The 26,115-nt window shown below is 54.1% G+C and carries 30 protein-coding genes and 1 riboswitch; of the genes, 15 read left to right on the top strand and 15 right to left on the bottom strand.

Going from position 1 to position 26,115, the window contains the following annotated elements:
- Nucleotides 1-6 precede the first annotated feature (6 nt).
- The 3 genes from ACQ4M4_RS08445 to ACQ4M4_RS08435 all read left to right on the top strand — a co-directional run bounded on the left by ACQ4M4_RS08445 (nucleotide 7) and on the right by ACQ4M4_RS08435 (nucleotide 3,054).
- Entirely contained in the window at nucleotides 7-894 is an 888-nt protein-coding gene (locus ACQ4M4_RS08445; RefSeq protein ID WP_430684043.1) for a carbohydrate ABC transporter permease, read from the top strand.
- Nucleotides 891-2,516: an ArnT family glycosyltransferase gene (locus ACQ4M4_RS08440; protein WP_430684042.1), complete on the top strand. Its 1,626-nt coding sequence runs from the start codon at nucleotides 891-893 to the stop codon at nucleotides 2,514-2,516. Before ACQ4M4_RS08445 ends, ACQ4M4_RS08440 begins: the two co-directional genes overlap by 4 nt.
- 73 nt (nucleotides 2,517-2,589) lie before the next feature.
- On the top strand, nucleotides 2,590-3,054 hold the full coding sequence (locus tag ACQ4M4_RS08435) for a DUF2721 domain-containing protein (RefSeq protein ID WP_430684041.1): 465 nt from the start codon (nucleotides 2,590-2,592) through the stop codon (nucleotides 3,052-3,054).
- Between the two features lie 20 nt (nucleotides 3,055-3,074).
- Here the strand turns inward: ACQ4M4_RS08435 and ACQ4M4_RS08430 are convergent, their stop codons facing one another.
- Both ACQ4M4_RS08430 and ACQ4M4_RS08425 read right to left on the bottom strand, forming a co-directional pair.
- Nucleotides 3,075-3,215 carry a hypothetical protein gene (locus ACQ4M4_RS08430; protein ID WP_430684040.1) on the bottom strand — a complete coding sequence of 47 codons (141 nt, stop codon included), beginning with the start codon at nucleotides 3,213-3,215 and terminating at the stop codon, nucleotides 3,075-3,077.
- Nucleotides 3,216-3,315: 100 nt separating this feature from the next.
- Complete coding sequence (locus tag ACQ4M4_RS08425) at nucleotides 3,316-4,227, bottom strand: alpha/beta hydrolase (RefSeq protein ID WP_430684039.1); 912 nt, start codon at nucleotides 4,225-4,227, stop codon at nucleotides 3,316-3,318.
- Between the two features lie 646 nt (nucleotides 4,228-4,873).
- Here ACQ4M4_RS08425 and aroF point away from each other — a divergent pair.
- Entirely contained in the window at nucleotides 4,874-5,734 is an 861-nt protein-coding gene (aroF, locus tag ACQ4M4_RS08420) for a 3-deoxy-7-phosphoheptulonate synthase (protein ID WP_430684038.1), read from the top strand.
- Between the two features lie 309 nt (nucleotides 5,735-6,043).
- Here the strand turns inward: aroF and trpA are convergent, their stop codons facing one another.
- The 3 genes from trpA to ndhL are packed head-to-tail and all read right to left on the bottom strand — an operon-like array spanning nucleotide 6,044 to nucleotide 7,416.
- Nucleotides 6,044-6,841, bottom strand: coding sequence for a tryptophan synthase subunit alpha (trpA, locus tag ACQ4M4_RS08415; protein WP_430684037.1), 798 nt, complete (start codon nucleotides 6,839-6,841; stop codon nucleotides 6,044-6,046).
- A 3-nt stretch (nucleotides 6,842-6,844) separates the two neighbouring features.
- Nucleotides 6,845-7,171, bottom strand: a complete 327-nt coding sequence (locus ACQ4M4_RS08410; protein WP_430684036.1) for a DUF3007 family protein — start codon at nucleotides 7,169-7,171, stop codon at nucleotides 6,845-6,847.
- A 14-nt stretch (nucleotides 7,172-7,185) separates the two neighbouring features.
- Nucleotides 7,186-7,416 carry an NAD(P)H-quinone oxidoreductase subunit L gene (gene ndhL / locus ACQ4M4_RS08405; RefSeq protein WP_430684035.1) on the bottom strand — a complete coding sequence of 77 codons (231 nt, stop codon included), beginning with the start codon at nucleotides 7,414-7,416 and terminating at the stop codon, nucleotides 7,186-7,188.
- Nucleotides 7,417-7,519: 103 nt separating this feature from the next.
- On the opposite strand from ndhL, the gene ACQ4M4_RS08400 reads away from it, so the two are divergent.
- Nucleotides 7,520-7,696, top strand: coding sequence for a hypothetical protein (locus ACQ4M4_RS08400; protein ID WP_430684034.1), 177 nt, complete (start codon nucleotides 7,520-7,522; stop codon nucleotides 7,694-7,696).
- 36 nt (nucleotides 7,697-7,732) lie between these two features.
- Here ACQ4M4_RS08400 and ACQ4M4_RS08395 read toward each other — a convergent pair whose 3' ends face one another.
- The 6 genes from ACQ4M4_RS08395 to ACQ4M4_RS08370 form a co-directional block, all read right to left on the bottom strand.
- Nucleotides 7,733-8,005: a DUF7219 family protein gene (locus ACQ4M4_RS08395; protein WP_430684033.1), complete on the bottom strand. Its 273-nt coding sequence runs from the start codon at nucleotides 8,003-8,005 to the stop codon at nucleotides 7,733-7,735.
- 233 nt (nucleotides 8,006-8,238) lie between these two features.
- Nucleotides 8,239-8,739 carry a hypothetical protein gene (locus ACQ4M4_RS08390; protein ID WP_430684032.1) on the bottom strand — a complete coding sequence of 167 codons (501 nt, stop codon included), beginning with the start codon at nucleotides 8,737-8,739 and terminating at the stop codon, nucleotides 8,239-8,241.
- A 389-nt stretch (nucleotides 8,740-9,128) separates the two neighbouring features.
- Nucleotides 9,129-9,485 carry a cytochrome gene (locus ACQ4M4_RS08385; RefSeq protein ID WP_430684031.1) on the bottom strand — a complete coding sequence of 119 codons (357 nt, stop codon included), beginning with the start codon at nucleotides 9,483-9,485 and terminating at the stop codon, nucleotides 9,129-9,131.
- Nucleotides 9,485-9,589, bottom strand: coding sequence for a hypothetical protein (locus ACQ4M4_RS08380; protein ID WP_430684124.1), 105 nt, complete (start codon nucleotides 9,587-9,589; stop codon nucleotides 9,485-9,487). Before ACQ4M4_RS08380 ends, ACQ4M4_RS08385 begins: the two co-directional genes overlap by 1 nt.
- A 192-nt stretch (nucleotides 9,590-9,781) precedes the next feature.
- The gene (rimM, locus tag ACQ4M4_RS08375; protein ID WP_430684030.1) at nucleotides 9,782-10,375 is read right to left on the bottom strand and encodes a ribosome maturation factor RimM; all 594 of its coding nucleotides are present in this window, start codon (nucleotides 10,373-10,375) and stop codon (nucleotides 9,782-9,784) included.
- 78 nt (nucleotides 10,376-10,453) lie between these two features.
- Entirely contained in the window at nucleotides 10,454-11,725 is a 1,272-nt protein-coding gene (locus ACQ4M4_RS08370) for a valine--pyruvate transaminase (RefSeq protein ID WP_430684029.1), read from the bottom strand.
- 493 nt (nucleotides 11,726-12,218) lie between these two features.
- Here ACQ4M4_RS08370 and glgP point away from each other — a divergent pair, with 493 nt between their 5' ends.
- Entirely contained in the window at nucleotides 12,219-14,432 is a 2,214-nt protein-coding gene (glgP, locus tag ACQ4M4_RS08365; RefSeq protein WP_430684028.1) for an alpha-glucan family phosphorylase, read from the top strand.
- A gap of 649 nt (nucleotides 14,433-15,081) precedes the next feature.
- On the opposite strand, the gene ACQ4M4_RS08360 is transcribed toward glgP, so the two are convergent.
- Complete coding sequence (locus tag ACQ4M4_RS08360) at nucleotides 15,082-15,780, bottom strand: diacylglycerol/polyprenol kinase family protein (protein ID WP_430684027.1); 699 nt, start codon at nucleotides 15,778-15,780, stop codon at nucleotides 15,082-15,084.
- Nucleotides 15,781-15,881: 101 nt separating this feature from the next.
- A complete protein-coding gene (locus ACQ4M4_RS08355; RefSeq protein WP_430684026.1) occupies nucleotides 15,882-17,144 on the bottom strand; it encodes a serine hydrolase in 1,263 nt (420 codons plus the stop codon).
- 102 nt (nucleotides 17,145-17,246) lie between these two features.
- Between ACQ4M4_RS08355 and psb28 the strand changes: the two genes are divergently transcribed.
- Entirely contained in the window at nucleotides 17,247-17,621 is a 375-nt protein-coding gene (gene psb28, locus ACQ4M4_RS08350) for a photosystem II reaction center protein Psb28 (protein ID WP_430684025.1), read from the top strand.
- A 218-nt stretch (nucleotides 17,622-17,839) separates the two neighbouring features.
- Complete coding sequence (gene thyD / locus ACQ4M4_RS08345) at nucleotides 17,840-18,766, top strand: thylakoid membrane protein ThyD (protein ID WP_430684024.1); 927 nt, start codon at nucleotides 17,840-17,842, stop codon at nucleotides 18,764-18,766.
- 134 nt (nucleotides 18,767-18,900) lie between these two features.
- On the opposite strand, the gene ACQ4M4_RS08340 is transcribed toward thyD, so the two are convergent.
- The gene (locus ACQ4M4_RS08340) at nucleotides 18,901-19,155 is read right to left on the bottom strand and encodes a hypothetical protein (protein WP_430684023.1); all 255 of its coding nucleotides are present in this window, start codon (nucleotides 19,153-19,155) and stop codon (nucleotides 18,901-18,903) included.
- A 132-nt stretch (nucleotides 19,156-19,287) separates the two neighbouring features.
- Between ACQ4M4_RS08340 and ACQ4M4_RS08335 the strand changes: the two genes are divergently transcribed.
- From ACQ4M4_RS08335 to ACQ4M4_RS08320, 4 genes are all read left to right on the top strand, one after another.
- Entirely contained in the window at nucleotides 19,288-19,893 is a 606-nt protein-coding gene (locus tag ACQ4M4_RS08335; protein ID WP_430684022.1) for a hypothetical protein, read from the top strand.
- 350 nt (nucleotides 19,894-20,243) lie between these two features.
- Nucleotides 20,244-22,142, top strand: a complete 1,899-nt coding sequence (ilvB, locus tag ACQ4M4_RS08330; protein WP_430684021.1) for a biosynthetic-type acetolactate synthase large subunit — start codon at nucleotides 20,244-20,246, stop codon at nucleotides 22,140-22,142.
- A 211-nt stretch (nucleotides 22,143-22,353) separates the two neighbouring features.
- The gene (locus ACQ4M4_RS08325) at nucleotides 22,354-22,755 is read left to right on the top strand and encodes an SHOCT domain-containing protein (RefSeq protein ID WP_430684020.1); all 402 of its coding nucleotides are present in this window, start codon (nucleotides 22,354-22,356) and stop codon (nucleotides 22,753-22,755) included.
- Between the two features lie 180 nt (nucleotides 22,756-22,935).
- Nucleotides 22,936-23,460: a helix-hairpin-helix domain-containing protein gene (locus tag ACQ4M4_RS08320; protein ID WP_430684019.1), complete on the top strand. Its 525-nt coding sequence runs from the start codon at nucleotides 22,936-22,938 to the stop codon at nucleotides 23,458-23,460.
- On the opposite strand, the gene purN is transcribed toward ACQ4M4_RS08320, so the two are convergent.
- Nucleotides 23,457-24,182: a phosphoribosylglycinamide formyltransferase gene (gene purN, locus ACQ4M4_RS08315; protein ID WP_430684018.1), complete on the bottom strand. Its 726-nt coding sequence runs from the start codon at nucleotides 24,180-24,182 to the stop codon at nucleotides 23,457-23,459. The genes ACQ4M4_RS08320 and purN overlap by 4 nt on opposite strands.
- 258 nt (nucleotides 24,183-24,440) lie before the next feature.
- Here purN and psaK point away from each other — a divergent pair, with 258 nt between their 5' ends.
- The 3 genes from psaK (at nucleotide 24,441) to ACQ4M4_RS08300 (ending at nucleotide 26,020) form a co-directional block, all read left to right on the top strand.
- Nucleotides 24,441-24,701, top strand: a complete 261-nt coding sequence (psaK, locus tag ACQ4M4_RS08310; RefSeq protein WP_430684017.1) for a photosystem I reaction center subunit PsaK — start codon at nucleotides 24,441-24,443, stop codon at nucleotides 24,699-24,701.
- 119 nt (nucleotides 24,702-24,820) lie between these two features.
- Complete coding sequence (locus tag ACQ4M4_RS08305) at nucleotides 24,821-24,997, top strand: hypothetical protein (RefSeq protein WP_430684016.1); 177 nt, start codon at nucleotides 24,821-24,823, stop codon at nucleotides 24,995-24,997.
- Nucleotides 24,998-25,136: 139 nt separating this feature from the next.
- Nucleotides 25,137-25,281, top strand: a riboswitch (cobalamin riboswitch).
- A 31-nt stretch (nucleotides 25,282-25,312) separates the two neighbouring features.
- The gene (locus tag ACQ4M4_RS08300) at nucleotides 25,313-26,020 is read left to right on the top strand and encodes a ferredoxin--NADP reductase (protein WP_430684015.1); all 708 of its coding nucleotides are present in this window, start codon (nucleotides 25,313-25,315) and stop codon (nucleotides 26,018-26,020) included.
- Nucleotides 26,021-26,115: the final 95 nt, after the last annotated feature.

Raw genomic sequence — 26,115 nt, 5'->3', positions numbered from 1 at the left:
TTTGCCATGAACGCACCCAACTCAGTCTCCTCAGCAAATCGCGATGCCCTTGCAGCGTGGCTGTTTTTGGCTCCTGCCCTCGTGCTGTTAGGCATTTTTGTGCTGTATCCCATCGGATATTTGTTCTACCTTAGCTTTACGCAAGGCAGCTTCACCCGGGGCGGCACTTATTGGGTGGGGCTGCGAAATTATTATCGACTGCTGCTGAATCCTGACTTTCGCCAAGTGTTGGGCAACACGGCTTACTTTACTCTAGCCACCGTAATTCCCAGTATTGTGCTGCCGTTGGGGTTGGCCGTTCTGCTGAACCGCACCGTAGCTCTACGAGACCTGCTGCGCACCGCCTACTTTATTCCATCGGTAACTTCGTTGGTGGCCGTAGGGCTGGGGTTTCGCTGGCTTTTTCAAAACGAGGGGCCTGTGAATGGGCTGCTTAGTGCCGTGGGACTTGAGCCAATCGCATGGTTGGGAAATACGACATGGGCCATGCCAGTGCTGATTTTGCTCAGCATTTGGAAGCAGCTTGGCTTTAACTTGGTGGTGTTTTTAGCAGGGCTGCAAACGATTCCGCAAAATCGCTACGAGGCCGCTGAGCTAGATGGGGCGAATGGATGGCAGCAGTTTTGGCATATTACGTTACCGGGGCTGCGTCCTACGTTAGTGTTTGCCGCCGTGACAACCGCCATTTTCACCCTGCGCAGCTTCGAGCAACCCTACGTTATGACGGGTGGCGGCCCATTGAACACCACAAATCTGCTAGTGTTCTACGTTTATCAGGAGGCATTTGCCCAGTTTGACTTTGGCTATGCGGCTGCGGCGGCCACGCTGCTGTTGGCGATCGCTCTCGTGTTGGTGTACATTCAGCTGCGCATATCGCGTGAAACAGACTCATGAGTCAAGACTGGTTGATATTTGAGCGAGGAAAATGGCGGCAATATACGCTGGATGACTGGTTCTGGATTGCAGGATTAGGCATGGCCTCGGTGGTCATGTTTACCCTGCGGTTAGGCAGTTTGGCCCTGCGTGATTGGGATGAGGGAACCGTTGCTCAAGTGGCCAAGGAAATTTCACAAGCTCCTTTTTCGGCGCTGGTGTGGCTATTTCCCACCCTGAATGGCCAGCCCTATGTCAACAAACCACCGCTGATGCATAACCTGATGGCGATCGCATTTCATATAGGCGGCATCCACGAATGGACGGCACGGCTACCGGGAGCCTTGCTCACAGCCATCTCGGTGCCCTTACTCTATGCGGTGGGCCGCGAGGTGTTTGCCAAACGAATTCCCGCTTTGTTTGCAGCCATGGTGTACTTGACGCTGCTGCCTGTGGCGCGGCTGGGGCGGTTGGCCATGCTAGATGGAGCCGTGCTGTGCTTTGCTTTGGTCATGATGTGGTGCGTGCTGCGATCGCGCCGGGATGTCCGCTTTGCCCTGGGCATTGGCATTGGGTTTGGGCTAATTTGCCTCACCAAAGGGGTGATGCTAGGTCTGCTGCTGGGGGCGATCGCGCTGCTGTTTTTGCTATGGGATACGCCACGGTTGCTGGCTCACCCCTACCTATGGATGGGGTTGGCGATCGGCAGTGTGCCCGTGCTGGGATGGTATGGCACGCAATGGTGGCGCTATGGGTCTCCCTTTTTAGGCGGCAACTTGGTGAATCAATCCTTTAGCCGCATTTGGACATCGGTTGAAAATAACGGCGGCCCACCCTGGTATTACTTGCTGGAAATTGTGAAATACACCGCCCCCTGGCTGCTGTTTTTGCCCCTGGCTCTGCAACGCGCCTGGCAAAATCGGGAAATGAGCTGGGCCAAACTGGCGATTGTGTGGGGTGGTCTGTATCTTCTGGCTATTTCGCTGATGGCCACCAAGTTGCCCTGGTATGTACTGCCGCTGTATCCGGCGCTAGCGCTGATGGTGGGGGCGCAATTGGCCCACTGGTGGGAACAAGGACAGCCCTCTAGCTTTTTGCAAAAAAGCACAGCTCGGTATAGCCGGGGTTGGGTGTTTGTGCTGCTGCTGTTGGCGGCGGTCGGCGGTGTGGGCGCACTGTACTTTGCCTGGTGGAATGAGCCCGCCGAGTGGGATTTGGTGGCATTGGCGATCGCCCTTATGGCCACGTTTGCCACAACGGCTATCCTCATTGCCCGCCAAAATCCCCAGTTTTTGCCCGTCCTTGGCTGGGGCACCTATGTAGTGCTGATGGTGCTGATGGTGTCGGATCATTGGGTATGGGAATTGGCCGAGGCGTACCCCGTCAAGCCCGTCGCGGCGATTGTGCAGGCATCGGTGCCGCGCGAGCGCCCCGTCTATACGTCATTTCCCTACCACCGCCCATCGCTAAATTTTTACAGCGATCGCTTTGTGCATCCAGCCGACCTCGCCAGCTTGCAAGCTCATTTTCTCAACGAGCCCACTCCTTATCTCCTGATCCAGCAAGAGGTCATGGCCCAACTCCAGTTGCCAAAACCCAAAATTTTGGGAGCCTCTCAGGGATTCATGCTCATTACCAAGTAAACGGCTGCGAGCATCTGAGCATGGCGATCGCCATCAGATTCTCACGGCCTCTGTCCTCCCACCTTTTTGGGTTATGGATATTGATATCAGCACTCCGGCCATTTTGTTTCCCACGATTTCGCTGCTGCTGTTGGCCTATACCAACCGTTTTCTGGCATTAGCGGCCGTCATTCGCAACCTGCACGCTACCCACAAAACCCACCCAAGCCCCATCCTGCTGAAGGAAATTGCCAATCTGCGCCATCGCGTTCGGCTCATTCGCGATATGCAAGCGCTGGGTGCCCTGAGTTTGCTGCTGTGCGTGCTATGTATGCTGGTGCTATTTGTGGGATGGATTCAGCTTGGCAAAGTGGTGTTCACCATTAGTCTGGTGCTCATGCTCGTATCGCTAGCCTTGTCCTTTCGAGAAATTCAAATCTCGACCCGAGCGCTCAATCTGCACTTACGAGATTTGGAATCGTTTGAAGTGGCAGGGCGCGATCGCCCTACCCACCCAATATCTGCCGAAGATGCGATCGCCCCTAAACTCAATCCATAGAAGCGATCGCCTTCTCCTTATTAACCCTGAGTCCGCTTCACATGATCCAGAATGCGAGCTTTGCGATCGGGCGAACCCGCCGAAGCCGATTTAGAAAACTCGCCCTTACTGCGGGCGATGTGCTCCATAATTTGCTTTTTGCGGTCGGTCATATCAGCCATAGACGGTGCAATCCCTTGAACTACATTTCAATTATGTAGAAATATGAAGCTCCTGGGGATGGGTTTCCCGCGATCGCAGCAAACCAGGCAAACCGATACATCACTCGATCCACTCAACAAACCTCTGAATCGCCTTGAGGTAGGACTGCTCTCCTGGTTGGTAAATCCTCACATGATCCGCACCGGGAATTAGAAACAGCTGCTTCGGATCGGGGGCCGCTTCGTAGAGTTGCTGGCTCATATGCGCTGGCACCACCGAATCTGCACTGCCATGCAGAAATAGTACCGGAACCTGAAGCGATCGCACCTTGGCAAGGGAATCAAATCGTTCTTGCAACAGCAGCGAAATCGGAAACAGTTGCAAAAACCATCTGTGCTGAATTGCCTCGCGCATTGATGTAAACGAGCTTTGGATGATCAATCCACCTGCTTCGGGATGGTAGGTCGCCAGTTCCAGGGCGATCGCCCCTCCCAACGATTCGCCATAAATTACGATTTGCTCTGGGGGAATCTGGCGCACATTCCGCAGGTAATTCCAAGCAGCCTGACTATCCTCATACACCTGCGACTCACTGGGAAACGCTCCTGTACTCAAGCCATATCCCCGATAGTCAAACACCAGCACCGAAAAACCCAACTGCCGAAACGCCGACACCCGCGCCAGGTAGTTGTAATCTCCCATATTCCGCCCAACCCCACAGAGATACAGCATCACCTTGGGAGACCGCAAAACATTCGCAGGCTCATCCGGCAGCAGCACAAACGGTTCTGCCTGAGCAGGAAGCCACCAGCCATGCAGCCGCTCTTGCGAGCCCGCGATCGCAATCCACACATCCTCATAGCTCAGGTTGAAATCTGAAGCATCTGGTCGCAGCGATCGCTCAAACGCAGGGCGGTAAATGAATTGCCGCTGCCCCCAAAGCAACACCAGGCAAACAGATAGATAAGCCCCAAACAAGCCCACCGAGCCAACAAGCAACACCCGTTTCCACTGGTCAAACCGCCTGTTCAATCTGTTCGCCAACACCTGATCCCCAAATCGGCAGTCCCAACGTATCACAGCAAAGCGGGCGATCGCTCCTCACCTAATTCACACAGCAAACACCACCCTGTATCGAGTCCAAACTCCTCCCCTACTCCCGAGTCCCTACTCACCCCTGCGTCTTTCCCCCGAGCCCCTTCCCCACTCCCTAATTCCCTACTCACCCGCTAGAGGGGTTGACGGACTTTCGAAACCTCTGTTACCGTTTGAAACAGATTAAACATTCCGCTCGCATGAGCAAATCGCAACAACGCATGTCTCACCAAAGCTTTTACTTTTATTGGTTTAGCAAGGTTCACCGGGAGTGAGTCCATTTTGTGATGGAATCCCAGGTGAACCGCAGAGACTCGTTCCTGCGGTTTTTGTTTTTCTAGGCGTAATTTTCGCTCAATTGGCCGACCACTAACTAGCACACTCCGCCCGCTCAATTCATTTCAACAACACCTCATCTACAGCCATGTTGACCCACCCCAACTACTTTTACTTTTTCTGGACCAGGCTAGCTCCCGGGTAAAGTGGTCATGCGCATTTACTCTAGCCCGGGACCTCACTAGGCCCGGGCTCTTTTTTTGGACTTCCCTCGCTCATTCCAACCTTCAACACTTTGGAGACTCCCATGCAGAAAGCTAAGCTCACCCTCAAAACCGAAACGAATCACACCACCGCTATTCAGATTTCAGATTTCATTACCGTGGGTGGGCAAGACCTGTGGATCGTCGGCGGCCCCTGCGCCGTAGAAAGCCGCGAACAAATGGAAACCGTTGCCAATCGCCTAGCGATCGCCCCCGTACAGGGCATTCGCGGTGGCGTGTATAAGCCACGCACCTCTCCCTACGACTTCCAGGGCATGGGGCAAGAAGGATTGGAGATTTTGGCAGATGTGCGCGATCGCTATGGATTGCCCGTCGTCACCGAAGTCATGGCCATTTCGCAAATTGAGGCGATCGCCGCCAAAGCCGATGTCTTGCAAGTCGGCAGTCGCAACATGCAAAACTTCGACCTGTTGAAAGCCTTGGGCGAAACCACTAAACCCATCTTGCTAAAGCGCGGACTTGCTGCCACCATCGAAGAATTCGTTATGGCCGCAGAGTACATCATGGCCCACGGCAACCCCAACGTTATACTGTGCGAACGCGGCATCCGCAGCTTCGACACCTATACCCGCAACGTGCTGGATCTGGGTGCCGTTGTTGCCCTCAAGCAAATCACCCACCTACCCGTCATTGTTGATCCCAGCCACGCCGCCGGAAAGCGCGAACTCGTACCCAGCCTCGCCAAAGCTGCGATCGCCGCTGGAGCCGACGGCCTCATCATGGAATGTCACCCCATCCCCGAAAAATCTGTATCCGACGCTCGCCAAGCCCTATCCCTCGATGACATGGTCGAACTCGTGCGCAGTTTAAAGGCGATCGCCACCGCCGTCAACCGTTCCATCCCAGCCGGAGTTGCCACAGTGCCCCGGCTGTCGTTCGTTTAAAGAGCCCTATCTCCCAAAAACGAAGGGATATCCATTTGCGACGAGATGGATATCCCTTCATGCATAAACCCCAATCCGCCACCTTTTGCTACTCAGATCACACCCTAATCCACGTCAGTTTCGGTTAAGGGCACTTCAGCTTATCCATAACTCACGTTAATCCGGAGCGCGGATTGGCATTGAGCCATTAACCCATGCGGGGAGGCTGGGGGAGTTAGGCCCTCAGAAGGCGGGGGATCGAGGGGAAGTCCCCTGAGCAGGGTTTCGTTAGAGAAGGCAAAACCTCCAAACTGCAGCCGAGCTGTAACGCTACTCAGCGATCGCCCCTTTCAAACTGCGGCAAAATGTCTCAATTGCCTCCAGTCCTTGATGCGGCTCACCTTCCGCCAACCGCTTCACAAACGCACTTCCCACAATCACCGCATCCGCGCCCCACTCCATCATTTGACGCGCCTGACCCGGTTCCGAAATGCCAAAGCCCACCCCAATCGGCTTATCTGTCACACTTTGCAATTCCATCAGCAAATCCTGCACCCGGTTTTCCACCTTCGTGCGAATGCCCGTCACCCCCGTCACACTGACTAGATAGATGAACCCCTGGCACTTTTGGGCGATTGCCTCAAACCGTTCCTTCGGCGTCGTTGGTGCCACCAGCAACGTGACATCCACCCCAATCGCCTTCGCAGGCTCCAGCAACACATCCATTTCTTCCAGCGGCATATCGGGCACCACCAAACCGCTAGCCCCCGCATCCACAATATCCTTCAAAAAGGTTTCGATACCGCGATTAAGAATGGGATTGTAATAGGTAAATAGGATGATCGGCGCTTTCAGCTTCGGACTCACCGCCTTCAGCATTTCCAGCACTGCATCCAAATTGGTGCCATTCGCCAGCGCCCGAGTTGCCGCCGCCTGAATCACCGGGCCATCGGCCAATGGGTCCGAATAAGGAACCCCCAACTCAATCAGATCCGCCCCGCTGCGATCCAACACTTCCAATGCCTTTGCGGTGGTTTCCAAATCCGGATCACCCGCGGTAATAAAAGGAATCAGCGCACATTGGCCGCGATCGCGCAGCGACTCCATCCGTTCAGAAACCGAAACCATGCTCTAACCTTCGTCCTTCTGCTTTGCTGCAAGCGCTTCTTGTTCAATTTCCGCCTGCAATTTTTCCAACTCTTCTGGTGTCATTTCATCGAGCCGCTTTTGCAACACCGCATCTTCGTAGTCTTGCAACTGCTGGTGATAGGTCATGTTTTTGGTAACAACCCGAAATAGATAGGTTGCCGTCCAACCCAGCAAACCCAACACCAATACCAACTGCGCCCAAATCCCAGCATCAACACTGTCTAGCCCCAGCACCGTAAAGGCTAAGTAAATGACTAAGCCTCCCCCAGCAACAGCTAAACCAACCCAAATTACATCAATGCGGCGCATATCAACTCTCGATGCTAGGCTTCTAGTTCTCGCTTTTTAGGCCGAGCATTCGTCAGCAAGCCCAAAATCAGCAACCCAGGAAAAAACAAAAACACGGTGAAGTACATCAAAAGTCGCTCAACAGAACCCGATGTATAAAACCGCTTTTGCATATACACCAAGATTGCAGCGGGAACTACCACCAAATAGGCACCCGCCAACACGACATAGATCGCCAAAGTTAGCAACGGAAACGGAAGAGTCATAGAATTTTGGATTGCCAGTACAAACTGCAAATACAAACCGATGCAATGTTCAACATCACTCAAAATTCTATCGCTTCCCTGTCCACAATTCAGGCCCTCAGGGATGAAACTTCCTGAAGGAACCTATCGCAAAACCTGTACTGGCTTGACAGACCTGAAGGGCGATCGCATCTCGACAAGGTCTCAAAGTGCAAGCCATATTGGGACATCATTGCAACCCAACACCACCAGCTCGCCCTTCAACTCCAAAGACGATCTGACCCAAAAGTTAACTAACTAGAACCCGAATCAGCCAGAAGACGACTTAACCAAAAGGCTACTCAGCTGGCAGATCAGGAGGATTGGGTCGTTCCGTATCCAATAATTGCGCTTTAGACTTTTTGAGCTTGCGCCACATTTCCTTAATTTCGCGGTAGGCGGCCTCTGGCTCAAGTTTGCCACCTGTTTCTAGGCTGCACAGCATCGCCACCCGCTGAGCAAACTCCTGCAAATTTGCATCAAAGGCTAATTTTTCGGGGGTGAAGTCGCCCTGGTATTTGGCTTTGGGGTAAATGAACCGATCTTTGTCGCTGGGGGGCTGGTTACTCAAAGGTTTATGTCCAAATGCGGCAAGCGGAGAGCAAAGCGGGAAACACTAACCAATGTCACTCTTAGGGCTGGCAATTGGTTTCTCTATAGGTTGCTCTAAGGGAACCTTCAAACAATTGCCAATCTTAATCAAGTGTAACGACAATCCGCTGCGATCGCTCCCTTCCGCAGACATAAACCCATCCAGTTAGCAACGGCTTCCCAGATTCAAAGTCAGTATCCGGCCGCTAGCCATCAAATATCAAATGAAATATCGTTGGCCATAAAGATGACCTCTTCCACGTTGTATACAGGCTCAGTCAGCAAGGTTTCGCGGATTGCCTCGAACAGGCTGTACTGATTGGCGCTGCTCAAGCTTTGAAATGCGCGTCCACCCCGAGGATTGTTCACCTCAAAGTTAATTTCAGCTTCGCGAGTGCGACTGTCAACGCTGACTTCATAGCTTTGAATACCTACGTCTTGCCCTTCGTAAGACTGAAGAATTTGGTCAACTGCAATCTCAGCGGGTTCATCAGCACCCACCAGCATGGATTGGGGCACCAACTCTTGCGTATTGGGATCGGGAATGTAAATCACGGCGGGACGATACTGCCGAGTCACCGACGAGTCAATTTCTTGAATTGATTCTTGAGAGGTGGGCGATGGTGCAGATTGGGCGACAACTTGAGGTGCGTCAGGCTGGGGAGTGGCGATCGCCTCGGCAGACAAACCAGCCAGCATCACCGCTGAACCCATTGCAACGCTCGCCAACTTAACCACGCGACCCGGAAAACCCGATAGACCTGAACGCAATCGTTCACAGGAATTACCTTTTCCAAAAACCGCTTCAAACATGCTGAACGTTCTTAACATTGTATTCATTGTATTCACTTCTATTCCTCCACCCCTGTTGAACAATACGATTTTCTTTTGCTTGGTTTTTCCGAATTTTGAATCCTACCAACCTGTCCGTTGGTGAAATTATACAAAGCTTGCAACGGCTGACGATTCAATGTTCGCAAACATTAAAGATTGACTAAACGCAATCTATATTTCGTTTCGTAAATTTCGTTTTGTAATCCCATCTTTAATTGAGTTGATGTATCTAAATTTTGATGAAAACGAGTGCTTAAATCTCTAAGTTTTTAACTGTTGTCTAACTGTTGGATGACAAGTTGAATTGCATGAGTTGGGCTTTCTGCAATCAAGATGCGATCGCCCCTGAGTGATTGAAAAAATGCTTGCCCAACTTGGCTACAGCGCAGCAAAACAACCGGAATGTTGCTCTTTATTGCCAGCGCAACCTCGGAGGCCGTACCCGCACCCATACCGCAAGCAATTACAACTCGGCTCGATAGAACGTTCACGTTGTTCCGCGCATTTCCCAAGCCTGTCACAATCGGAATATCAACATATTCGGATAGTCCAACAAGATACGCCGAGGGTAAAATACCGACCGTTAATCCACCTGCTACTTTCGCACCGTGATTTGCAGCTTGCATTACTCCACACCAGTGAGCAACACCCAACCATGTTGCGCAATCAATTGGCCTAATGCATACGCGTCATTGCACTCTTCAATGCTTGCATCTTCACCAGTACCCATCACGCCAATGATAATTCTTGGAGCGTTCATGCGCGTGTACCCGCAGAGTGAGTTCCGTCATGATTGCAAGAGCGCAAAAATCGTGTCTCTTGGGTTAATCAGTCGTCGATCTCTGCGATCGCCCTTGTGTTCTAAAACGCGATCGCACCGAATGTCATTTCATACTCAAATGCATTCACATAGGCGGTGATTTTACATGGGTTCTTCGTTGGGTAATGTCGATATTGACTCATCCAACGAGGGCTGAACAGAGCCTTCAATCAATCCGGCGGGTGGGGTAATCTCAATGCGCTGCTGAGTCAAATCAACAATAGGAACGATCGCTTTTACAAATGGAATTAGAACTGTTTTTGCCTTGGTTTGAGGGTTGGCCAGCTCAACTTGTAGCAAATCATTTCCAGCAGGGATCACATCCGTAACCGTGCCAATGAGCACCTGACTCACCTGATCAACCACAGATAAGCCCAACAAATCGCGTACGTGATATTCATCGTCGTCCAGTTGGGGGCGATCGCGCTCATCCACCACCAGCAGACAATCGCGCAAAGCCTCAGCCTGAGTGCGATCGGTAATGCCACCCAGTTTCAGCACATAGAGCCCTTTTCCGGGCAACAATCGCCCCGACTTTAGCTCAATGGGCTGAGGTTCGGTTGCGCCCGGTTGCAACAGCCAACGCTGTCCCGGATCCTCAAATCGCTCTGGAAAGTCGGTATCGGGATACACACGCACTTCGCCTTTCAGCCCTTGTGCGCCCACAATCTTGCCAATCGGAATCCACTCAGCCATATGTTAGAACTCAAGCCTTTGGTCTACACAGCTACACAGAACATTTGGTCAAACCCAACGAGCCCAACCTACAGCACTTTACCCTCTTGCGTAGACTTTTTCGGCAACCCCAGCCAAACGCTGCATTGCGGTTTCCAATTCGGCATCGCTGGCCGTCAGGCTAATGCGGAAGCACTGGTGCTTATGGCTCCACTCTTCTTGCAAGCCGGGAAAGAAGGGTTCACCCGGAACGACAATGACCCCTGTTTGCTTGAGTTCCTGATAAAACTCCCAGTCGGTCATGGGCAGGTCGTTCAGCCACAGCCATGCAAAGATCGCGCCCTCGCCATTGTGCAAATACCAGGGCAATGTTTTGGGCATGGCAGCATCCAGCGCAGTTTGCAGGATGTTGAACTTGGCCTGGTAGTAGGGGCGAATCACCGTTTCCGACAGGGTGGCTAAGCGGCCAGAGCGAATGGCCCGTGCGGCGATCGCCTGTCCATAGCGCGAGGAATGTAGACACATATTGGTGAGAAAGGCTTCTAGGGTGCGAATCACGCACTCATCGCCCAGAGTGATCCCCAACCGCTCACCGGGTAACCCTGCCTTAGACAAGCTCGTGCAGTGGATGATATTGCGCCCAAAGATAGGCGTCATTTCAGTAAAGTTGAGGCTGGGGAACGGTGGCGCGTAGGCCGAGTCCACAAACACAGGCACATCGTGGGAGTCAGCCAGGGCAGCAATTTTGCGCACTTCATCATCGGTGAGCACGTTGCCCGTGGGGTTACAAGGACGAGAGAAGAGCACAAATCCAGTAGTGTCGTCGATGTTGAGTTGGGAAAAGTCGGGTCGATATTTGAACCGATGGGCGGCTTCGTCAATATCTAACTTGGGCTGATACGCTTTGAGCGATTCGGGAATGAGGGTGACGCCACCGTAGCCGGTGTAGTCGGGGCTGAGGGGCAACACAATCCGCTTGAGCTGGCCGCTGGTGGTGTATCCAGCAAGGGCATTGGCCGCCAAAAAGTAGAGGCTTTGGCTGCCGGGGGTAATGAGGATGTTGCAATCGCTCAAATTTAACCCGTAGCGCTGGTTGTAGTCATCCACCACAGCATCAATTAAAGGCTGATAGCCCGTGCTGGAACCATAACGGCACACCACTTCGCCATATTCCGAGCTGGCCAACAGTTCTTGGGTGCAGTCGCGCCAGAGTTGCTCTACTTCTGGCAAAATCACCGGGTTGCCTGCGCTCAGGTTGATAAAGTCGCGATCGCCAGACAGGCGCAGGGTTTCAATGATGTCCTTCATGATGGCGCGAACCCCTGTCAGGTGCGACATCTGTTCGCCAAATTGGGTGAGAGCCGGGTTCATAGCGGATGCCAATTGTTGAAGTGTGATTGGGTGGAGATATTTGATCCTAAATCAAGAGCGGGCCACCGTCCCGGTACAAAACGTCAAACTTTGCATGGCGATGTGTCTAACGATTTGCGGTTTGCCAGGTTGAGCGCGGCAATACAAACGGGCTTTGAGCAGCCCACCCAGGCGCGATCGCCCACTCGTGTTTAGTAGCTCGCGTTTATGACTACACCATGGGCCTGGGCAAGCTGGCACCACTGCTCTGCCAAAACCGGAAAGAGTATTAAGTCTCGCCCCTGAGGTATCAATTCCTGGCACCCTGAGAAATGAAACACCGAGTTGGCTTTATCGGTAAATTGCACGATTGCAACAGGCAAAGACGCAGAGGTGTGAGAAGACGCTACAGCTGTGCTGCAATCGGGGTTTAGTTCTATTCACCATCCCACTGGCCAATGCCAACTTCGGGTTATTAGGGTATCCAACAACGTTCATGACCATGCAAAATACGATGTCGTTTTCACCAGTCGAAAGGCTGCGTGCTCGTCTGCCGCTGTCGCTCAAACGGTTGGCAGATTTGGCCTACAACTATTGGTGGAGCTGGACTAGCGATCGCCTCACCCTATTTCAAAACATCAGCCCGGATGAGTGGCAGCGCTGCGGCCATAACCCCGTCGCCCTACTGGAAACTGTTTCCTACGATCGCCTCTCGCAAATGTCCGAAGATCCGAACTACATTCGTCGGGTGAATGCGTTAGCGGCAGAGTTTGACACTTATATGGCTGGAGCCGAAACCTGGGCAGGCCGGGTCGCTCCACAGATTAGTCAGGAAAATCCGGTTGCGTACTTTTGCGCTGAGTTTGGGCTGCATGAATCATTGCCCATCTATTCGGGCGGTTTGGGCATTTTGGCCGGCGATCATCTCAAGTCGGCGTCCGATCTGGGTGTGCCGTTGGTGGGGGTGGGGTTGCTGTACCGCCAGGGCTATTTTCGGCAGCGGCTCAACCTCAGCGGTTGGCAAGAAGACTACTACGTTGACAACGATTTTGAACGGATGCCGATGGAGCTGATGCATGATGCCCATGGCAATCCGGTGGTGGTTGAGCTGCACATTCGCAAGCGCCAGGTACGGGCGCAGGTGTGGCGGGTGCAGGTGGGTCGGGTGCCGCTATATCTGCTGGATAGCGATCGCGATGATAATGATCCCATCGATCGCTGGTTGACGGGGCACCTGTACGGCGGCAACCAGGAAACCCGCATTGCCCAGGAGATTTTGCTGGGGATCGGCGGGGTGATGGCGCTACAGGCGTTGGGCATTCAGCCGTCGGTGTACCACTTGAACGAAGGCCACGCGGCGTTTTGCTTGCTGGAGGTGGCACGGCAGCGGCTTGGAGAAACGGGTCAATCTTTTTACGATGTGGAAGGCTGGGTGCGCGATCGCGCCGTATTCACCACCCACACACCTGTTCCCGCTGGGCACGATGTGTTCTCCGGCGACCTGATGGATTCGTTCTTTGCCAACTATTGGGGTTCGCTGGGCCTCACGCGAGAACAGTTTATGGCGCTGGGTGCGCGGCGATTGGGCGATCCCTACGAGCCGTTTGGCATGACGGTGCTGGCACTGCGCATGACTCGTGCTGCCAATGGCGTAAGTGAGCTGCATGGGCAGGTTTCCCGCAAGATGTGGCAAATTCTGCATCCCAACCGTAGTGAGGATCAGGTGCCGATTGGTTACATCACCAATGGTGTTCATGCTCGCACGTGGACGGCTCCGCTGATTGGCGATCTCTATACGCAGTATTTGGGTCAGAACTGGGTAACGCGGGTGGCCGATCCGGAAATGTGGCAGCAGGTCACGACAATTCCCAATGAGGAGTTGTGGCAGCGGCACCAAATTTTGAAGGAGCGGCTGGTGGCCCATACTCGCTCTCGCATGAGGCAGGTGTGCCAGAACCGGGGCGAATCTTGGGAAACGATTGAGGCGTGCGATCGCCTACTAGATCCCAATGCGTTGACGATTGGCTTTGCGCGGCGGTTTAGCCCGTACAAGCGAGGCGATTTGCTGCTGCGGGATTTGGGGCGGATTAGCCGCATCATTACCAATGGCAGCCGTCCGTTGCAAATTCTGTTTTCGGGGAAGGCTCACCCGGCGGATGAGGAAGGCAAGCGCATTATTCAGCGGGTGCTGGAGTGGTGTAAGGATCCGGCAATTCGCGATCGCGTGGCCTTTATCGAAGACTACGACATCTTTACCGCCCAAAAGTTGGTGCAGGGTGTGGATGTATGGCTAAACAATCCGCGTCGTCCGTTGGAGGCGTCGGGCACCAGTGGGCAAAAGGTGTGCTTTAACGGCGGCATCAATTGCAGTGTGCTGGATGGCTGGTGGTGCGAGGGCTATCAGGCCGATGCCCATGGCAAGGGATTGAATGGCTGGGCCATTGGTGAAAATGCCAATACCAGTGATCAGGAGTTGCAGGATCGCATTGATTCGGAGTCGCTGTACAAACTGCTGGAGGAAGAGATTATTCCGCTCTATTACACGCAGGATGAGCAGGGTATTCCCCACGGATGGGTGGAGATGATGAAGGCGTCGATGCGGACGAATGGCCCACTGTTTAATACCGATCGCATGATTTCGGACTATGTGACGAAGCTGTATGCGCCGGGTGGAGCGGTGAATACGGCTCCGATCGCAGCAAGTTTGGCGTCGAAGTCGTTGAGCTAACGGTCATTAAACCTCTTACAGGAATCGTCGTGCGGCGGGGCTGTGCGACGATTCTTGCTTTAAAGACTTTTGTGTAGAAGGTCTCAGGACTGACGCAGTTGAATGATTTTTGGGGCACCTAGTGCCTCCAAATAATCCCCTGGTTTTTCGGATGAAGTGCGTAAGTGCTAGGTCTATTGGTGTGGGGTGGCGTTGGTGTTGTGTACCAAGGAATTTGGGATGTGTAGCAGATAGTCTACCGGGGGACTTCCCCCCGTTCCCCCGCCTTCTGGGAGCCTAACTCCCCCAGCCCCCCCGGCAAGGGGTGAACCGCTCAATGCCAATCCGTCCACCAGGTTAACGTCGGTTTCGGTTAAGGGCTTTTCTGAAGTTTGCGCGGCGCGCAAACTTCAGAAAAGCCCATTTTTGCGTGCGCAACGCGCACGCAAAAATGGACACTTCAGCTTATCCAAAACTCAGGTGGGTTAGGGCTGGGGCTGTGTGGCAGAGGGGCGCGGATTGGGGTGTATGCCGGAACCCTCGAACCGCAACAGTAATCCTCTTCGACTCCCCACACCCTCTTCGACTCCCAACTCCCGATTCCCTAGTCCCTCCTAGGCCCCTAGTCCCTAGCCCCCAAATCCTAGCCCCTTCCCCAATCCCCGACTCCCTAAAAAATCTGAACAAGCCCATAAGCGATCGCCGCACTTCCCAATGGCACGCTCAGGTTATCGACGCCATATTTGGAGAAGCTTTCGAGGAGGGTAGCGGCGATCGCAACAATTGCGGCAATCAGCAGGGGTTGCAACAAGCCTCCAGGTAGGGTTGGTAGCGTTAGGACAGAAATTGCAAAACTAACGAGCAGCATGGTGGCTGAACCTTCGAGGCTTTTGCGATCGCCCCAGATTTGGTAGGGGTGTCGGCCAAAGCGTTGTCCAATCAGGGCAGCGAGGCCATCGCCCCAGGCCATGATCAAAATGCCGAGTAGGGCAAACTGGGGCGCAAGTGGCCAAAAAATTCCAATTAAGCAGGCAAAGCTAAGCGCATAAAAGAAGGTGCCCAGGCTTTTGCGACCAACGCTGTTGACTCCTGGCAAGATGGGAAAGCTGTAGGACAAATACGTGACCACGCTGAACAGGAGTGAAGCCGCTACGCCCATCCAGGTAGGAAGCTGGAGCCACCAGGCCAGCAGAATGACGTTACCAATGCCAATGTGCACAATTTTGCGTACCACTTCGGGCTCGGCCTTGCCTACTAGATTCAGACCCTCTGCGATCGCAATCACTCCCACAACCCATACCCCAGCCACCACAAGCTGGAGCCACACCGCAGGCGCAGGATTCAGCGGAGAGAGCAGTTCAAGCAACACAAGTTCACATCCAAATTGAGGGCACGTTTTTTCACTCTAGGCGCAACGAGCCGTCTTGCATAGCCGCACCAACATTTTTGATGGGAACAGGGCAGCATCCGTTACGGATTGGCGGCGGGGGCTGTTTTCAAGCCGGAAATGAGACCTTGGTAAAGACCAATTAGGGTCATGTCGCTGAGGGGAGCGTCGGGATTGTTCCATGTGGCAGCAATGCAGTAAGTGGTGCCATCGGCCGCTTGCAGGTGAGAGGTGAGATTGATCACGCCAGATTCGGAGCCACCTTTGTAGGCAATCCGGTTCCAGTCGGCAGGATTGGCGATGCCGGGGTTGACACCCATCAGGGGTAAAGCAGCCACAGATTCTATCAAGCTGCACAGTTCTCGCGTGCTAAAGAACCATTCCACATCCAGGGCAATGGGTTCACCCAAAAAGGTTTCGACTGGGGGCAGGGGCAATGTTTGGAGCTGCGACAGGAGCGATCGCCGCGTGTCTCCATCTCCATCGCGATATTGCTGCAATTGCTGTGCATTCTCAGGAGCCTTCAGTACAAACAGTTCGCGAGTGGTGAGGAATGGCACGTTGCGCAATCCGTAGGCTTCGACGGCTTCTCGACCGAGGATTTGAATCAGGGCATCGGTGGCGGTGTTGTCGCTAAGGGAAATCATGAGCGTGGCCAGGGTTTCCAGCGTGAGCGAGGCTCCTTCGGGCCAGGATTGCAAAATGCCGCTGGGCAGGCTCTTCCAGGTGGGATCAAGCTGCACGGTCTCGGCCCACGTGCGATCGCCCTGCTCAATTTGCTGCTGGAGTGCCCGCAAAACCGCCAGCTTAAAGGCCGAGCCAACGGCTAATGGTTCGTCGGCGTTAATAGCGGCCTGCTTAACTCCGTCTTTGAGCACCAGCAAGCTGGTTGTTCCGGGTAGGGCTTGCAGTTGAGCGATCGCCTCTTCCAGCGTTAGGGCATTGGGTTGCAGCAACAGTGTGGCAATTTGTCCCGATGCATTGAGCGAAATTTGAGCCTGCAAGCTCCCCTGCTCAAACAGCACCATGAACCGATTGGCCTCGGCGGTGGGCTCGATCTGGCGATAGGCTCCCAAATCGGTGGTTATGCTGCGAAGAATGGCCTGAATCTGCGGCAGCGGCACCTGTTGCAAAAACGAACTGGCAAACCAATCGGCCTGGAGATCGGGCCGGGTAAACAGCCGATCGAGCGCTTGACTAGGGGTTATGGTCGATTGGGCCATGGCGATCGCACCTCGAATCTGTAGCGATGGATGAACAAAGACGATTGGGGTTACCAACCAGGCAACCACGCTCAACAAACTACTGAGCCCAACTGCAAGTGCGATCGCCCAAATTCGCTGCATAACCCTATCCTCATCTAACACAACCCATGACCCGCAAACCCTAACCCACCGTGCCATAACCGCCACTTCGGTATACTAGACCATACCTTCTGTTACCGATTCATGACTTCTATACCCACCTTAGAATTTTACGATGGGGTGCCCGAAGAGCTGACCGGAATTAGCCTGCGCCGCAATCGCAACACCGGAACCCGCATCATGGTGCTGTCGTTTTCTCAACTCAAGGCCATCGAGCGCTTCAACAGCTTTACCCAAAAGTTCAACAAAGCGCTGAAAATGACCGATTCTGAAGGAGCCATCACCATCGAGCCATCCTCGATTCAATTCATCTTTGGTGGCGACGAAGGCGACGAAATTCAGCGCATTGACTGCAAGCTAGAGGTCGATCGCGAGGAGCATTGGGAGCGGCTGATGCGATTTATGCATCGCTATGCCGAAGCCAACGGGATGGAGTATGGAGAGAGCAGTCCAGGATAAGCCAATTTTCTACGCATAGGCATTTCGCTCACTCGCCCGCCCTTACCGTTATCAGCATCCCCCTACACTAGAGATTCACCTCTTTGGGTACACATTTAGTGGAATCCAGTCACCATGCGATCGCACATTGAATTCACATTCCTTGTGATACTGATGAATTGATATTCAATTGATATTCCGTTTCATTCTGCAGACATTACCTCATCTCAAAAATAACAATGAAAATTGCAATCACAGGGGCAACAGGATTTGTCGGCACACGCTTGGTTGAGCGGCTCGGCCAAGAAGGGCACTCAATAGTCGTGCTAACCCGGGATGCTGAGCGGGGTCGGCGGGTGTTTCCCAGCAGCGCATTTCCTCAAGTAGAGGTGGTGGCCTACGCTCCCCTAGAGTCGGGTGAGTGGCAAAATGCGATCGCCGGATGTGATGGCGTGGTGAACTTGGCAGGCGCACCCATTGCCGAAGAGCGATGGACTCCCCAGCGCAAACAAGAAATTATGGATAGCCGCAAAGTTGGCACCGAAAAGATTGTGGAGGCGATCGCCAAGGCCAATCCCAAACCCGCAGTATTGGTCAACTCATCGGCAATCGGATACTACGGAGCTAGCGAAACTGCCACCTTTGACGAGACCAGCGCCTCCGGCGAAGACTTCTTAGCTCAGGTGTGCCAAGCCTGGGAAGCTGCCGCACAAGAGGCAAAGAACAGCGGCACCCGAGTCGTCATTTTGCGAACGGGCATTGTGCTGGGCATGGGCGGTGCTGTTGAAAAAATGCTGCTGCCCTTCAAGCTATTTGCAGGAGGGCCGATTGGCACAGGCAGACAGTGGTTCTCGTGGATTCACCGCGATGACATGGTCAATCTCATCATCGCAGCACTCACCAACCCGCAGATGCAGGGCGTGTACAACGCCACCGCACCCAACCCGGTCAAAATGGCCGAGTTTACCAAGGTGATGGGTCAGGTCATGGGTCGTCCGTCTTGGCTGCCCGTTCCCGCCTTTGCCCTAGAAGCCATGTTGGGCGATGCCGCCCACGTTGTGCTAGAAGGCCAACAAGTCCTCCCCAAGCGCACCCTCGATAGCGGCTTCACATACCGCTACGAAACCGTTAAGCCCGCGTTAGAAGAGGTCTTGGGCGGCCAATAGTCAAATTGACGAATCAGCCCACGTTACCTTTCAGTTAAACGGCACATTCAACAGAAAGCCGAAGTCCGTGTGAGTTTGGTTGGAGACCCAAACTCACACGGACTCACCCCAACAGTGGCGCTAATTTCATTGTGCTAATTCAAGGACTGGCGATCGCTCAATTTCTTGTTGACCCAACCCGCAATACCGCTCACGATCGCCCCTAGCATCAGAATTCCCAACGCAGGCTGAATCACAGGTTGCCAAAGCTTGTACCAAATATCAAAGCCAAGTGGAATATCCATCGACCGACCAACAAGGGCGATCGCAAACCAGGCAAACGCCCCCAACACCACAAAAATATTGATCATTAATAGGGTGTTGAGTCCGTTCAGCAATTTATCTTTCATCGGTACTCACCTAAATCGTTGTGTTAGCGAATGTATCGAGTTAGCGAATCTGTCGTAACGCTTTTTTTACACGGGGTTTAAATAGATTTTGGGTTAGCCTGTGGCTCTGTCGGTTGATTTTATCTTGAAACGATGCACATTGTGATCTGTCCTGGAATCCACTCCCATGAAGCTACGCAGCAATTTTTGGCGGCGTTAGAGTCCTGCTTTCAGGCGCATCGTTTGTGCATCATGCCCGACCGTTTTTTTCCTGGGTTTGCGTTTCCCGTCTTTTCGGGTTGGCACGTCTTTCAGCATATTGAGCACACGCTGGGCACACCAGCCCACACGCCGGGATCATTGCTATTCCTTGGATTCAGCGCTGGTGTGGTAGGCGCACTGGGCGCAGCGCATCTGTGGCAAAGTATGGGAGGCCGAGTTGCGGCCTTCATTGCCATAGATGGCTGGGGAGTGCCGCTATGGGGCAATTTTCCCATTCATCGGTTGAGCCACGATCACTTTACCCAGTGGAGTTCGGCACTGATGGGGGCAGGTGACAGTGCCTTCTACGCCGAACCATCGGTTGAGCATTTAGAGCTGTGGCGATCGCCCCAAATAGCAACCGGGTATTGGCACGCCTCTCCCCACGCTCAGCCATTCCCTATCCCACCGGATCAACTAGGCCCCATCACCGCAGCCCAAGTCATCCAAACGCTGGTACAGCACTATGCCGATGCAGACCGCCAACCAAGCTCGTGAGGATCAACGCCGATCAAGCCACCCCCATTTTCAAAGCGCTACGTTAGCATCTGATAACAATCCTGCCGGACTTCCACCCTCCATTCACCAATCTCAAATAGCTAGCCAGGGCGATCGCCCAGTTGCGTCAAAGCCAGATCCCTAGCGCACTATTGCCTGTGGGCCTTGGGATACAAGAGGGCGATCGCCCCCCACAACATCCCATCTTTTCTCGCAAAAATCAGCCCAACGACTGAGACAAATTTCTCACAGATTCCCCATCTCCAACCCTCGACAGAATCGCTACATCAGAACTAGACTGGGGAATCAACGGATTAATGCATCAATAGATACAATTCCTGAGCCAACCTATGCAAGACGTCCTCTCTGGTTCCCCGACACCCGCTACATCATCTGTTCAGCCATCCACCTCTACCCCTTCTAGTAGAGCCGTTTCGGCGATTCGTGCAACTGGAGCTTTCGCCCTAATTGACAGTCTGCGCCGCCACGGTGTGAAGCACATTTTTGGGTATCCCGGTGGTGCCATTCTGCCCATCTACGACGAGCTATATCGGGCTGAAGAAAGAGGCGATCTGCAACACATTTTGGTGCGCCACGAGCAGGGTGCCGCCCACGCCGCTGATGCCTATGCCCGCGCCACTGGGCAAGTGGGCGTCTGCTTTGGCACCTCTGGCCCCGGCGCAACGAACCTGGTCACCGGAATTGCCAACGCTCAGATGGACTCCATTCCCATGGTGATTGTGACGGGTCAGGTGAGCCGTGCCGCCATTGGTAGCGATGCCTTCCAAGAAACCGATATTTATGGCATTACGCTGCCGATCGTCAAGCATTCCTACGTGGTGCGCGATCCTCGCGATACGGCCCGCATCGTCGCCGAAGCATTCTACATTGCGCGATCGGGTCGTCCTGGTCCTGTCCTCATCGACATTCCCAAAGATGTGGGGCTGGAAGAGCATGACTATATCCCCGTAGAACCCGGCAGCGTGCGCCTTCCTGGCTACCGTCCCACGGTGAAGGGCAATCCCCGTCAGGTGGTACAAGCTCTGCGCCTGATCCGCAAAGCCAAACAGCCGTTGTTATACGTGGGAGGTGGTGCGATCGCCGCCGATGCCCACAAAGAGATCTTGGCTTTGGCCGAGCGCTACCACATCCCTGTGACCACCACCCTCATGGGCAAGGGTGCGTTCAACGAGCATCATCCTCTATCGGTTGGCATGTTGGGGATGCACGGTACCGCCTATGCCAACTATGCCGTAAGCGACTGCGACCTGCTGATTGCCGTCGGCGCTCGGTTTGATGACCGTGTGACGGGCAAGCTAGACGAGTTTGCTAATCGCGCCAAGGTCATCCACATTGATGTAGACCCCGCCGAGGTGGGCAAGAACCGCATCCCCGAGGTGCCCATTGTGGGCGACGTGCGCTATGTGTTGGCCGAGCTGCTGCGTCGTGACTCCGAAGATCGCTACGATCCCGATCCCAGCCTGACCCAGGACTGGCTGCGCCGCATCGACAGCTGGAAGCAGGACTATCCGCTCACCGTGCCTCGATACAGCGATCGCATCTCTCCGCAAGAAGTGATTGTGGAAGTGGGTCGTCAAGCGCCCAATGCCTTCTTCACCACAGATGTGGGCCAGCACCAAATGTGGTCAGCTCAGTTCCTCAAGTGTGGCCCGCGCAAGTGGATCTCCAGCGCTGGCTTGGGCACCATGGGCTTTGGTATGCCCGCCGCTATGGGTGCCAAGGTCGCGCTTCCCGATGAGCAGGTGGTATGCATTAGCGGCGACGCTAGCTTCCAAATGAACCTGCAAGAGCTGGGCACGCTGGCTCAGTACGGCATCAATGTCAAAACAGTGATTGTCAACAATGCCTGGCAGGGCATGGTGCGCCAGTGGCAGCAAACTTTTTACGAAGAGCGCTACTCTTGCTCGGATATGCAGCCCGGTATGCCTGACTTTGTGAAGCTGGCCGAAGCCTTTGGCGTGAAGGGCATGATCGTGACAGAACGCGAGCAGTTGCAGGATGCGATCGCCGAAATGCTGGCCCACGATGGTCCTGTACTGCTGGATGTGAAGGTGGCTCGTGAAGAGAACTGCTACCCCATGGTGGCTCCCGGTAAGAGCAATGCTCAAATGTTGGGCTTGCCCGAGCGTCCTCAGCCTCAAAACCGTGCAGACTTGACCTGCCTCAACTGTGGCGCGCAAAACTCTGTAGACCACAAGTTCTGCTCTGAGTGCGGCACCAAGCTGTAGGCTATTCGCCGCTAACCTTCTGTTGGGTTGGCTCACCCATTCAACAAAGCCGTCTCTCGTGCGAGGGGCGGCTTTTGTCATGCTCCAAGCAGTTTTCGGCACATAGACTGGGAAGGGATCGCTAATGCCCCAAAGCCATACCTCACCAGCCAAAAGGTCTGCTATAAGATGAAGGGGATTTAGGCAAACAGATGTATTTGCAGGCTGAGCAATGCTAACCAAGCCGAAAAATCGAACGATAGCGGCTGCGCTGGCCTTTGCTGGCGTGGTCATTCCGGGATTGCACAAGTTTTACTTACGGCAGCCAGGATGGGGCATGCTCTACCTGGTGCTGGGGCTATCGCCCGTTGGCACGCTCAATCCCATTGCCAAAATTGCCAGCGTTGTAGAAGGCATCTGGTTTTTGTCGCAGGGGCAAGCGGCGTTCGACCAAAACTTTAACGATGTGGCGACGCTGCAAGCCGAAGCTGGGCAGGCCACCCCTGTGAATGCCGCCCAAGTTGGTGCCGTTGCCGATGCCCTACGCCAACTAGATGGCCTGCGCCAGGATGGCTTGATTTCGGAATATGAGTTTGAGCAAAAGCGTCGGCAGTTGTTGGATCGGATGATTTAGAGGGGAGTCGGGAGTCGGGAGTCGGGAGGGGCTAGGATTTGGGGGCTAGGGCTAGGGCTCTGCCACGCTGGGTTTGATAGGTTACAAACCTATTAAACCCGAATAAATCGCCGTTTTTGGGGGGGTTCCCAGCTTGTCAAACCCCCTGTGGTGGCCTGCTAGGGTGTGGAGGGTATGGAGATGGCGTTAGGAAACTGGTTATCGTTTGGGGATAGGGGAGGGCGATCGCGCTTTCAAAATCCTTACTATCGGTTGCAGCCTCACGAAATCTCGCTGGCGGCGCAGGCTGGCGTGGCCATTGATGTGAACCGGGCTGGTGTGGATGATTGGCTGCGGCTACCAGGCATTTCCATTCATCAAGCGCGATCGCTCGTTTCTCTGGTGCAATCGGGCGTGCAGTTCCATTGTTTAGAAGATTTGGCGGCAGCGTTGAGTGTGCCAGTGCAGCGCATTGCAGGGCTGGCTCCCGTCCTACAATTCAACTATTACGACCCGGCGAGTGCGGCGATCGCCCAGCCCATGAACCCCAACATGGCTTCGGTCGAGGAGTTAACCCGCATTCCCGGCGTAGATATTTACCTGGCTCGGGCGATCGTGCAAAATCGCACATCCTACGGTCGGTTTCAAAACATTGCCCATTTGCAGCAGCGGCTTGGGTTATCAGCCGCAATGACTGCGCAGGTGATGCACTATTTCCGGTTCTAGATGGGGCGATCGCCACCCAAGGCCACCACATCTGGAGCCACCACATCTGAAGTCAGCGTATCCGAGGCCAGCACGATCGCCCGAGGAAAAATCTGGTGCTCCATCGCCTGAATTCGGGCATGAAGCGTTTCTACCGTGTCATTCGGCAAAATGGGCACCGCCGCCTGAATCAAGATGGGGCCACTATCCACTTCTAGCGCCACCCGATGCACCGTGCAGCCCGTTACCTTGGCCTTGGCGGCTAGTGCTTGCTCCACCGCCTGCGCCCCCCGAAAGCTGGGCAGCAGACTGGGATGAATATTCAGCACATGGCCTGGAAACGCATCAATCAACCGCTGTGTCACAATGCGCATCCACCCGGCCATGATGATCCAATCTACACGGTGTTCACGCATCACCTGCACGATCGCATCATCCAATGCCTCGCGGGTGGGAAAGTCTTTGTGGTTGAGCAATTGGCTGGGAATGTTCCAGCGCTGGGCGCGATCGCTCGCTTTGGCATTGGGCTTGTTGTACACCAGCACGTGAATTTTGGCGTTGAGCTTCCCATCGGCAATCCACTGGGCGATCGCCTCAAAATTGCTGCCACTGCCCGACGCCAGCACCCCCAGCCGCAAGGGTGACCCTTCGGCATGCCGCGCCCACGCATCGGCAGACACCTCTGGTGAAATGAACCCAACCTGCTGAAAGGTAACGGAAGGCAACGCCGACCCAGCACTCATAAGTAACCGCCCAACTTGGAGAAATGACCGTCTGCATGCAAGCCGTTTTCTACTATGGCATATCCTCGCATCGCCCACGTGCAGATGCATTGCCCCACGCCAGACAGAATCCACGGCAGAAAGCATGGGCCACAGCGATCGCATACAAAACTTTACACAAACATTAACTATTGCTGCAAAGTGTTTTGTGCGATCGCGATTATTTGTTCTAATTCACTGAAAGAACAACGTTGATTCCACGTTTCAGGAGAGACTGCCTTGTTTATTTCCACTGTGCTGGCGACCATTCCCGCAACCCTAACTTGGAGCCCCAAAGTCGCCATTGTCATGATTGTGTGCAACATTTTGGCGATCGCCATTGGCAAAGCTGGCATTCAACAGCCCTCCGTCGGCCCCGAATTACCTTCTTCTGCCTTGTTTGGCGGTTTGAGCCTACCCGCACTGCTGGCCACCACATCCTTTGGCCATATTTTAGGCGTTGGTGCCATTTTGGGCTTGGCCAACCTCGGCGTTCTGTAAGCGCTCTGGCCTCAAGCATTTGACCTCAAGCATTTGGCATCAAGCGACGGATTGCGCGATCGCCGCAGCTTTATCCCAAGATAAATCATCCATAGCACACTGCCCTACGGCACACGGCTATGGATATTCACAACCAACACAACCCGGCTGGCTGCGCGACTCATCAGTTCACGCGATCGCCCTCTCAGCCACTCCCTTCAGTACACACCCACAGTTCACTGCCATCAGCGCTGCACAACGCTACTGGCAGTGTTTTTTTGGGCCTTTTACACCATATCAAGAGTGCGATCGCGTAACGATAGGAACTTTCATGGATGAAACGGACAGAATTCGGGCTACAATGTGGCCCTTAGGTCGCTGTTGGTTTCTTCTGTCTATCCCGCTTTTGATAGTGGGGTTATGGCGAATGCAACCAACTCAGCGATCGCTCAGGCTGCTTGGGGGATCAGCCCAAGCACCCTATGCCGCGCCTCGTTGGCATAGGTGAGGGAAAGTCCGGTGCAAGTCCGGCACTGTGCCGCAGCTGTAACGAAACACTTCGTTTCCGAGTCAGAATGCCTGCTTGAGCCGTCCCATCATCGAACCCCGCGTCGCACGGAAACTGAACTGCTATGCAAACATCCGAAATTTTGCGTCCATGCCAGCCCATGGACTGTATCGCTACGATTGTCGCGTCCGAGTGGCTGACCCCTACGATCAAGTCCATTCGGCTACAGCTAGACGCGGCTACGTTTGGCTTTTTGCCAGGGCAATCAGTTTGGCCCAAGTTTGAGCGCGATGGCAAATCCTTTACCAAAATCTATTCCATGGCCTCGTCGCCCTCCGCCTGTCCCGAAATCGAGCTGTGTGTCTCGCGGGTGGGCTGGAGTTCGGCCTTTTTGCAAGATTTGCAGCCTGGAGACACGATCCCGGTGCGCGGTCCCTACGGATTAATGACCCTAAGTGAGCTGCCGACGCGCGATCGCCTCTATCTGGCTGAGGGTTCTGGCATTGCCCCGCTCAAAAGCCAAATTGACTGGCTGCATGAGTGCCGCTTTGCCCACTCGATTGTCTTGGTGCAGGCCAATCCCGAAACAGCCGATCAGCTTCCCTATCGAGATCATTGGCGATCGCTAGCAGCCCAATGGCCCAACTTCCGTTATCTCGAAGCCATCAACCTCGCGCCGGAAGCGCTGCTAACGACCGTAAACCTGGATTGGGCACAAACTGAAGTGGAAATTTGCGCCGTGGGCGATCGCCCCAGCCAGCTCTACGATGCCATGATGAGCTTGGGCGCCTCGCCTCGCTCTGTCCGCATGGAAAAGTTTGTGGCGTTCTAATCAGCGCTTGGCTTACTGAGCGCGATCGCACTTACAGGTTTCTGGGTGTACCCTGCCACCTCAGATCTTCCGTTTGCGATCGCGCTATAGAATGG

Source organism: Leptolyngbya sp. AN02str (assembly GCF_050565595.1).
GTDB lineage: Bacteria > Cyanobacteriota > Cyanobacteriia > Elainellales > Elainellaceae > Kaiparowitsia.
The sequence above is the reverse complement of the archived record's forward strand: the minus strand, read 5'-3'. Positions and strand labels throughout refer to the sequence as shown.

Coding starts and splice junctions, on each gene's coding strand:
- ACQ4M4_RS08445 (WP_430684043.1), top strand. CDS start 7: ATGAACGCACCCAACTCAGTCTCCTCAGCAAATCGCGATGCCCTTGCA.
- ACQ4M4_RS08440 (WP_430684042.1), top strand. CDS start 891: ATGAGTCAAGACTGGTTGATATTTGAGCGAGGAAAATGGCGGCAATAT.
- ACQ4M4_RS08435 (WP_430684041.1), top strand. CDS start 2,590: ATGGATATTGATATCAGCACTCCGGCCATTTTGTTTCCCACGATTTCG.
- ACQ4M4_RS08430 (WP_430684040.1), bottom strand. CDS start 3,215: ATGGCTGATATGACCGACCGCAAAAAGCAAATTATGGAGCACATCGCC.
- aroF (WP_430684038.1), top strand. CDS start 4,874: ATGCAGAAAGCTAAGCTCACCCTCAAAACCGAAACGAATCACACCACC.
- trpA (WP_430684037.1), bottom strand. CDS start 6,841: ATGGTTTCGGTTTCTGAACGGATGGAGTCGCTGCGCGATCGCGGCCAA.
- ACQ4M4_RS08410 (WP_430684036.1), bottom strand. CDS start 7,171: ATGCGCCGCATTGATGTAATTTGGGTTGGTTTAGCTGTTGCTGGGGGA.
- ndhL (WP_430684035.1), bottom strand. CDS start 7,416: ATGACTCTTCCGTTTCCGTTGCTAACTTTGGCGATCTATGTCGTGTTG.
- ACQ4M4_RS08400 (WP_430684034.1), top strand. CDS start 7,520: ATGAAACTTCCTGAAGGAACCTATCGCAAAACCTGTACTGGCTTGACA.
- ACQ4M4_RS08390 (WP_430684032.1), bottom strand. CDS start 8,739: ATGGGTTCAGCGGTGATGCTGGCTGGTTTGTCTGCCGAGGCGATCGCC.
- ACQ4M4_RS08385 (WP_430684031.1), bottom strand. CDS start 9,485: ATGCAAGCTGCAAATCACGGTGCGAAAGTAGCAGGTGGATTAACGGTC.
- ACQ4M4_RS08380 (WP_430684124.1), bottom strand. CDS start 9,589: ATGGGTACTGGTGAAGATGCAAGCATTGAAGAGTGCAATGACGCGTAT.
- rimM (WP_430684030.1), bottom strand. CDS start 10,375: ATGGCTGAGTGGATTCCGATTGGCAAGATTGTGGGCGCACAAGGGCTG.
- ACQ4M4_RS08370 (WP_430684029.1), bottom strand. CDS start 11,725: ATGAACCCGGCTCTCACCCAATTTGGCGAACAGATGTCGCACCTGACA.
- glgP (WP_430684028.1), top strand. CDS start 12,219: ATGTCGTTTTCACCAGTCGAAAGGCTGCGTGCTCGTCTGCCGCTGTCG.
- ACQ4M4_RS08355 (WP_430684026.1), bottom strand. CDS start 17,144: ATGCAGCGAATTTGGGCGATCGCACTTGCAGTTGGGCTCAGTAGTTTG.
- psb28 (WP_430684025.1), top strand. CDS start 17,247: ATGACTTCTATACCCACCTTAGAATTTTACGATGGGGTGCCCGAAGAG.
- thyD (WP_430684024.1), top strand. CDS start 17,840: ATGAAAATTGCAATCACAGGGGCAACAGGATTTGTCGGCACACGCTTG.
- ACQ4M4_RS08340 (WP_430684023.1), bottom strand. CDS start 19,155: ATGAAAGATAAATTGCTGAACGGACTCAACACCCTATTAATGATCAAT.
- ACQ4M4_RS08335 (WP_430684022.1), top strand. CDS start 19,288: ATGCACATTGTGATCTGTCCTGGAATCCACTCCCATGAAGCTACGCAG.
- ilvB (WP_430684021.1), top strand. CDS start 20,244: ATGCAAGACGTCCTCTCTGGTTCCCCGACACCCGCTACATCATCTGTT.
- ACQ4M4_RS08325 (WP_430684020.1), top strand. CDS start 22,354: ATGCTAACCAAGCCGAAAAATCGAACGATAGCGGCTGCGCTGGCCTTT.
- ACQ4M4_RS08320 (WP_430684019.1), top strand. CDS start 22,936: ATGGCGTTAGGAAACTGGTTATCGTTTGGGGATAGGGGAGGGCGATCG.
- purN (WP_430684018.1), bottom strand. CDS start 24,182: ATGAGTGCTGGGTCGGCGTTGCCTTCCGTTACCTTTCAGCAGGTTGGG.
- ACQ4M4_RS08305 (WP_430684016.1), top strand. CDS start 24,821: ATGGATATTCACAACCAACACAACCCGGCTGGCTGCGCGACTCATCAG.
- ACQ4M4_RS08300 (WP_430684015.1), top strand. CDS start 25,313: ATGCAAACATCCGAAATTTTGCGTCCATGCCAGCCCATGGACTGTATC.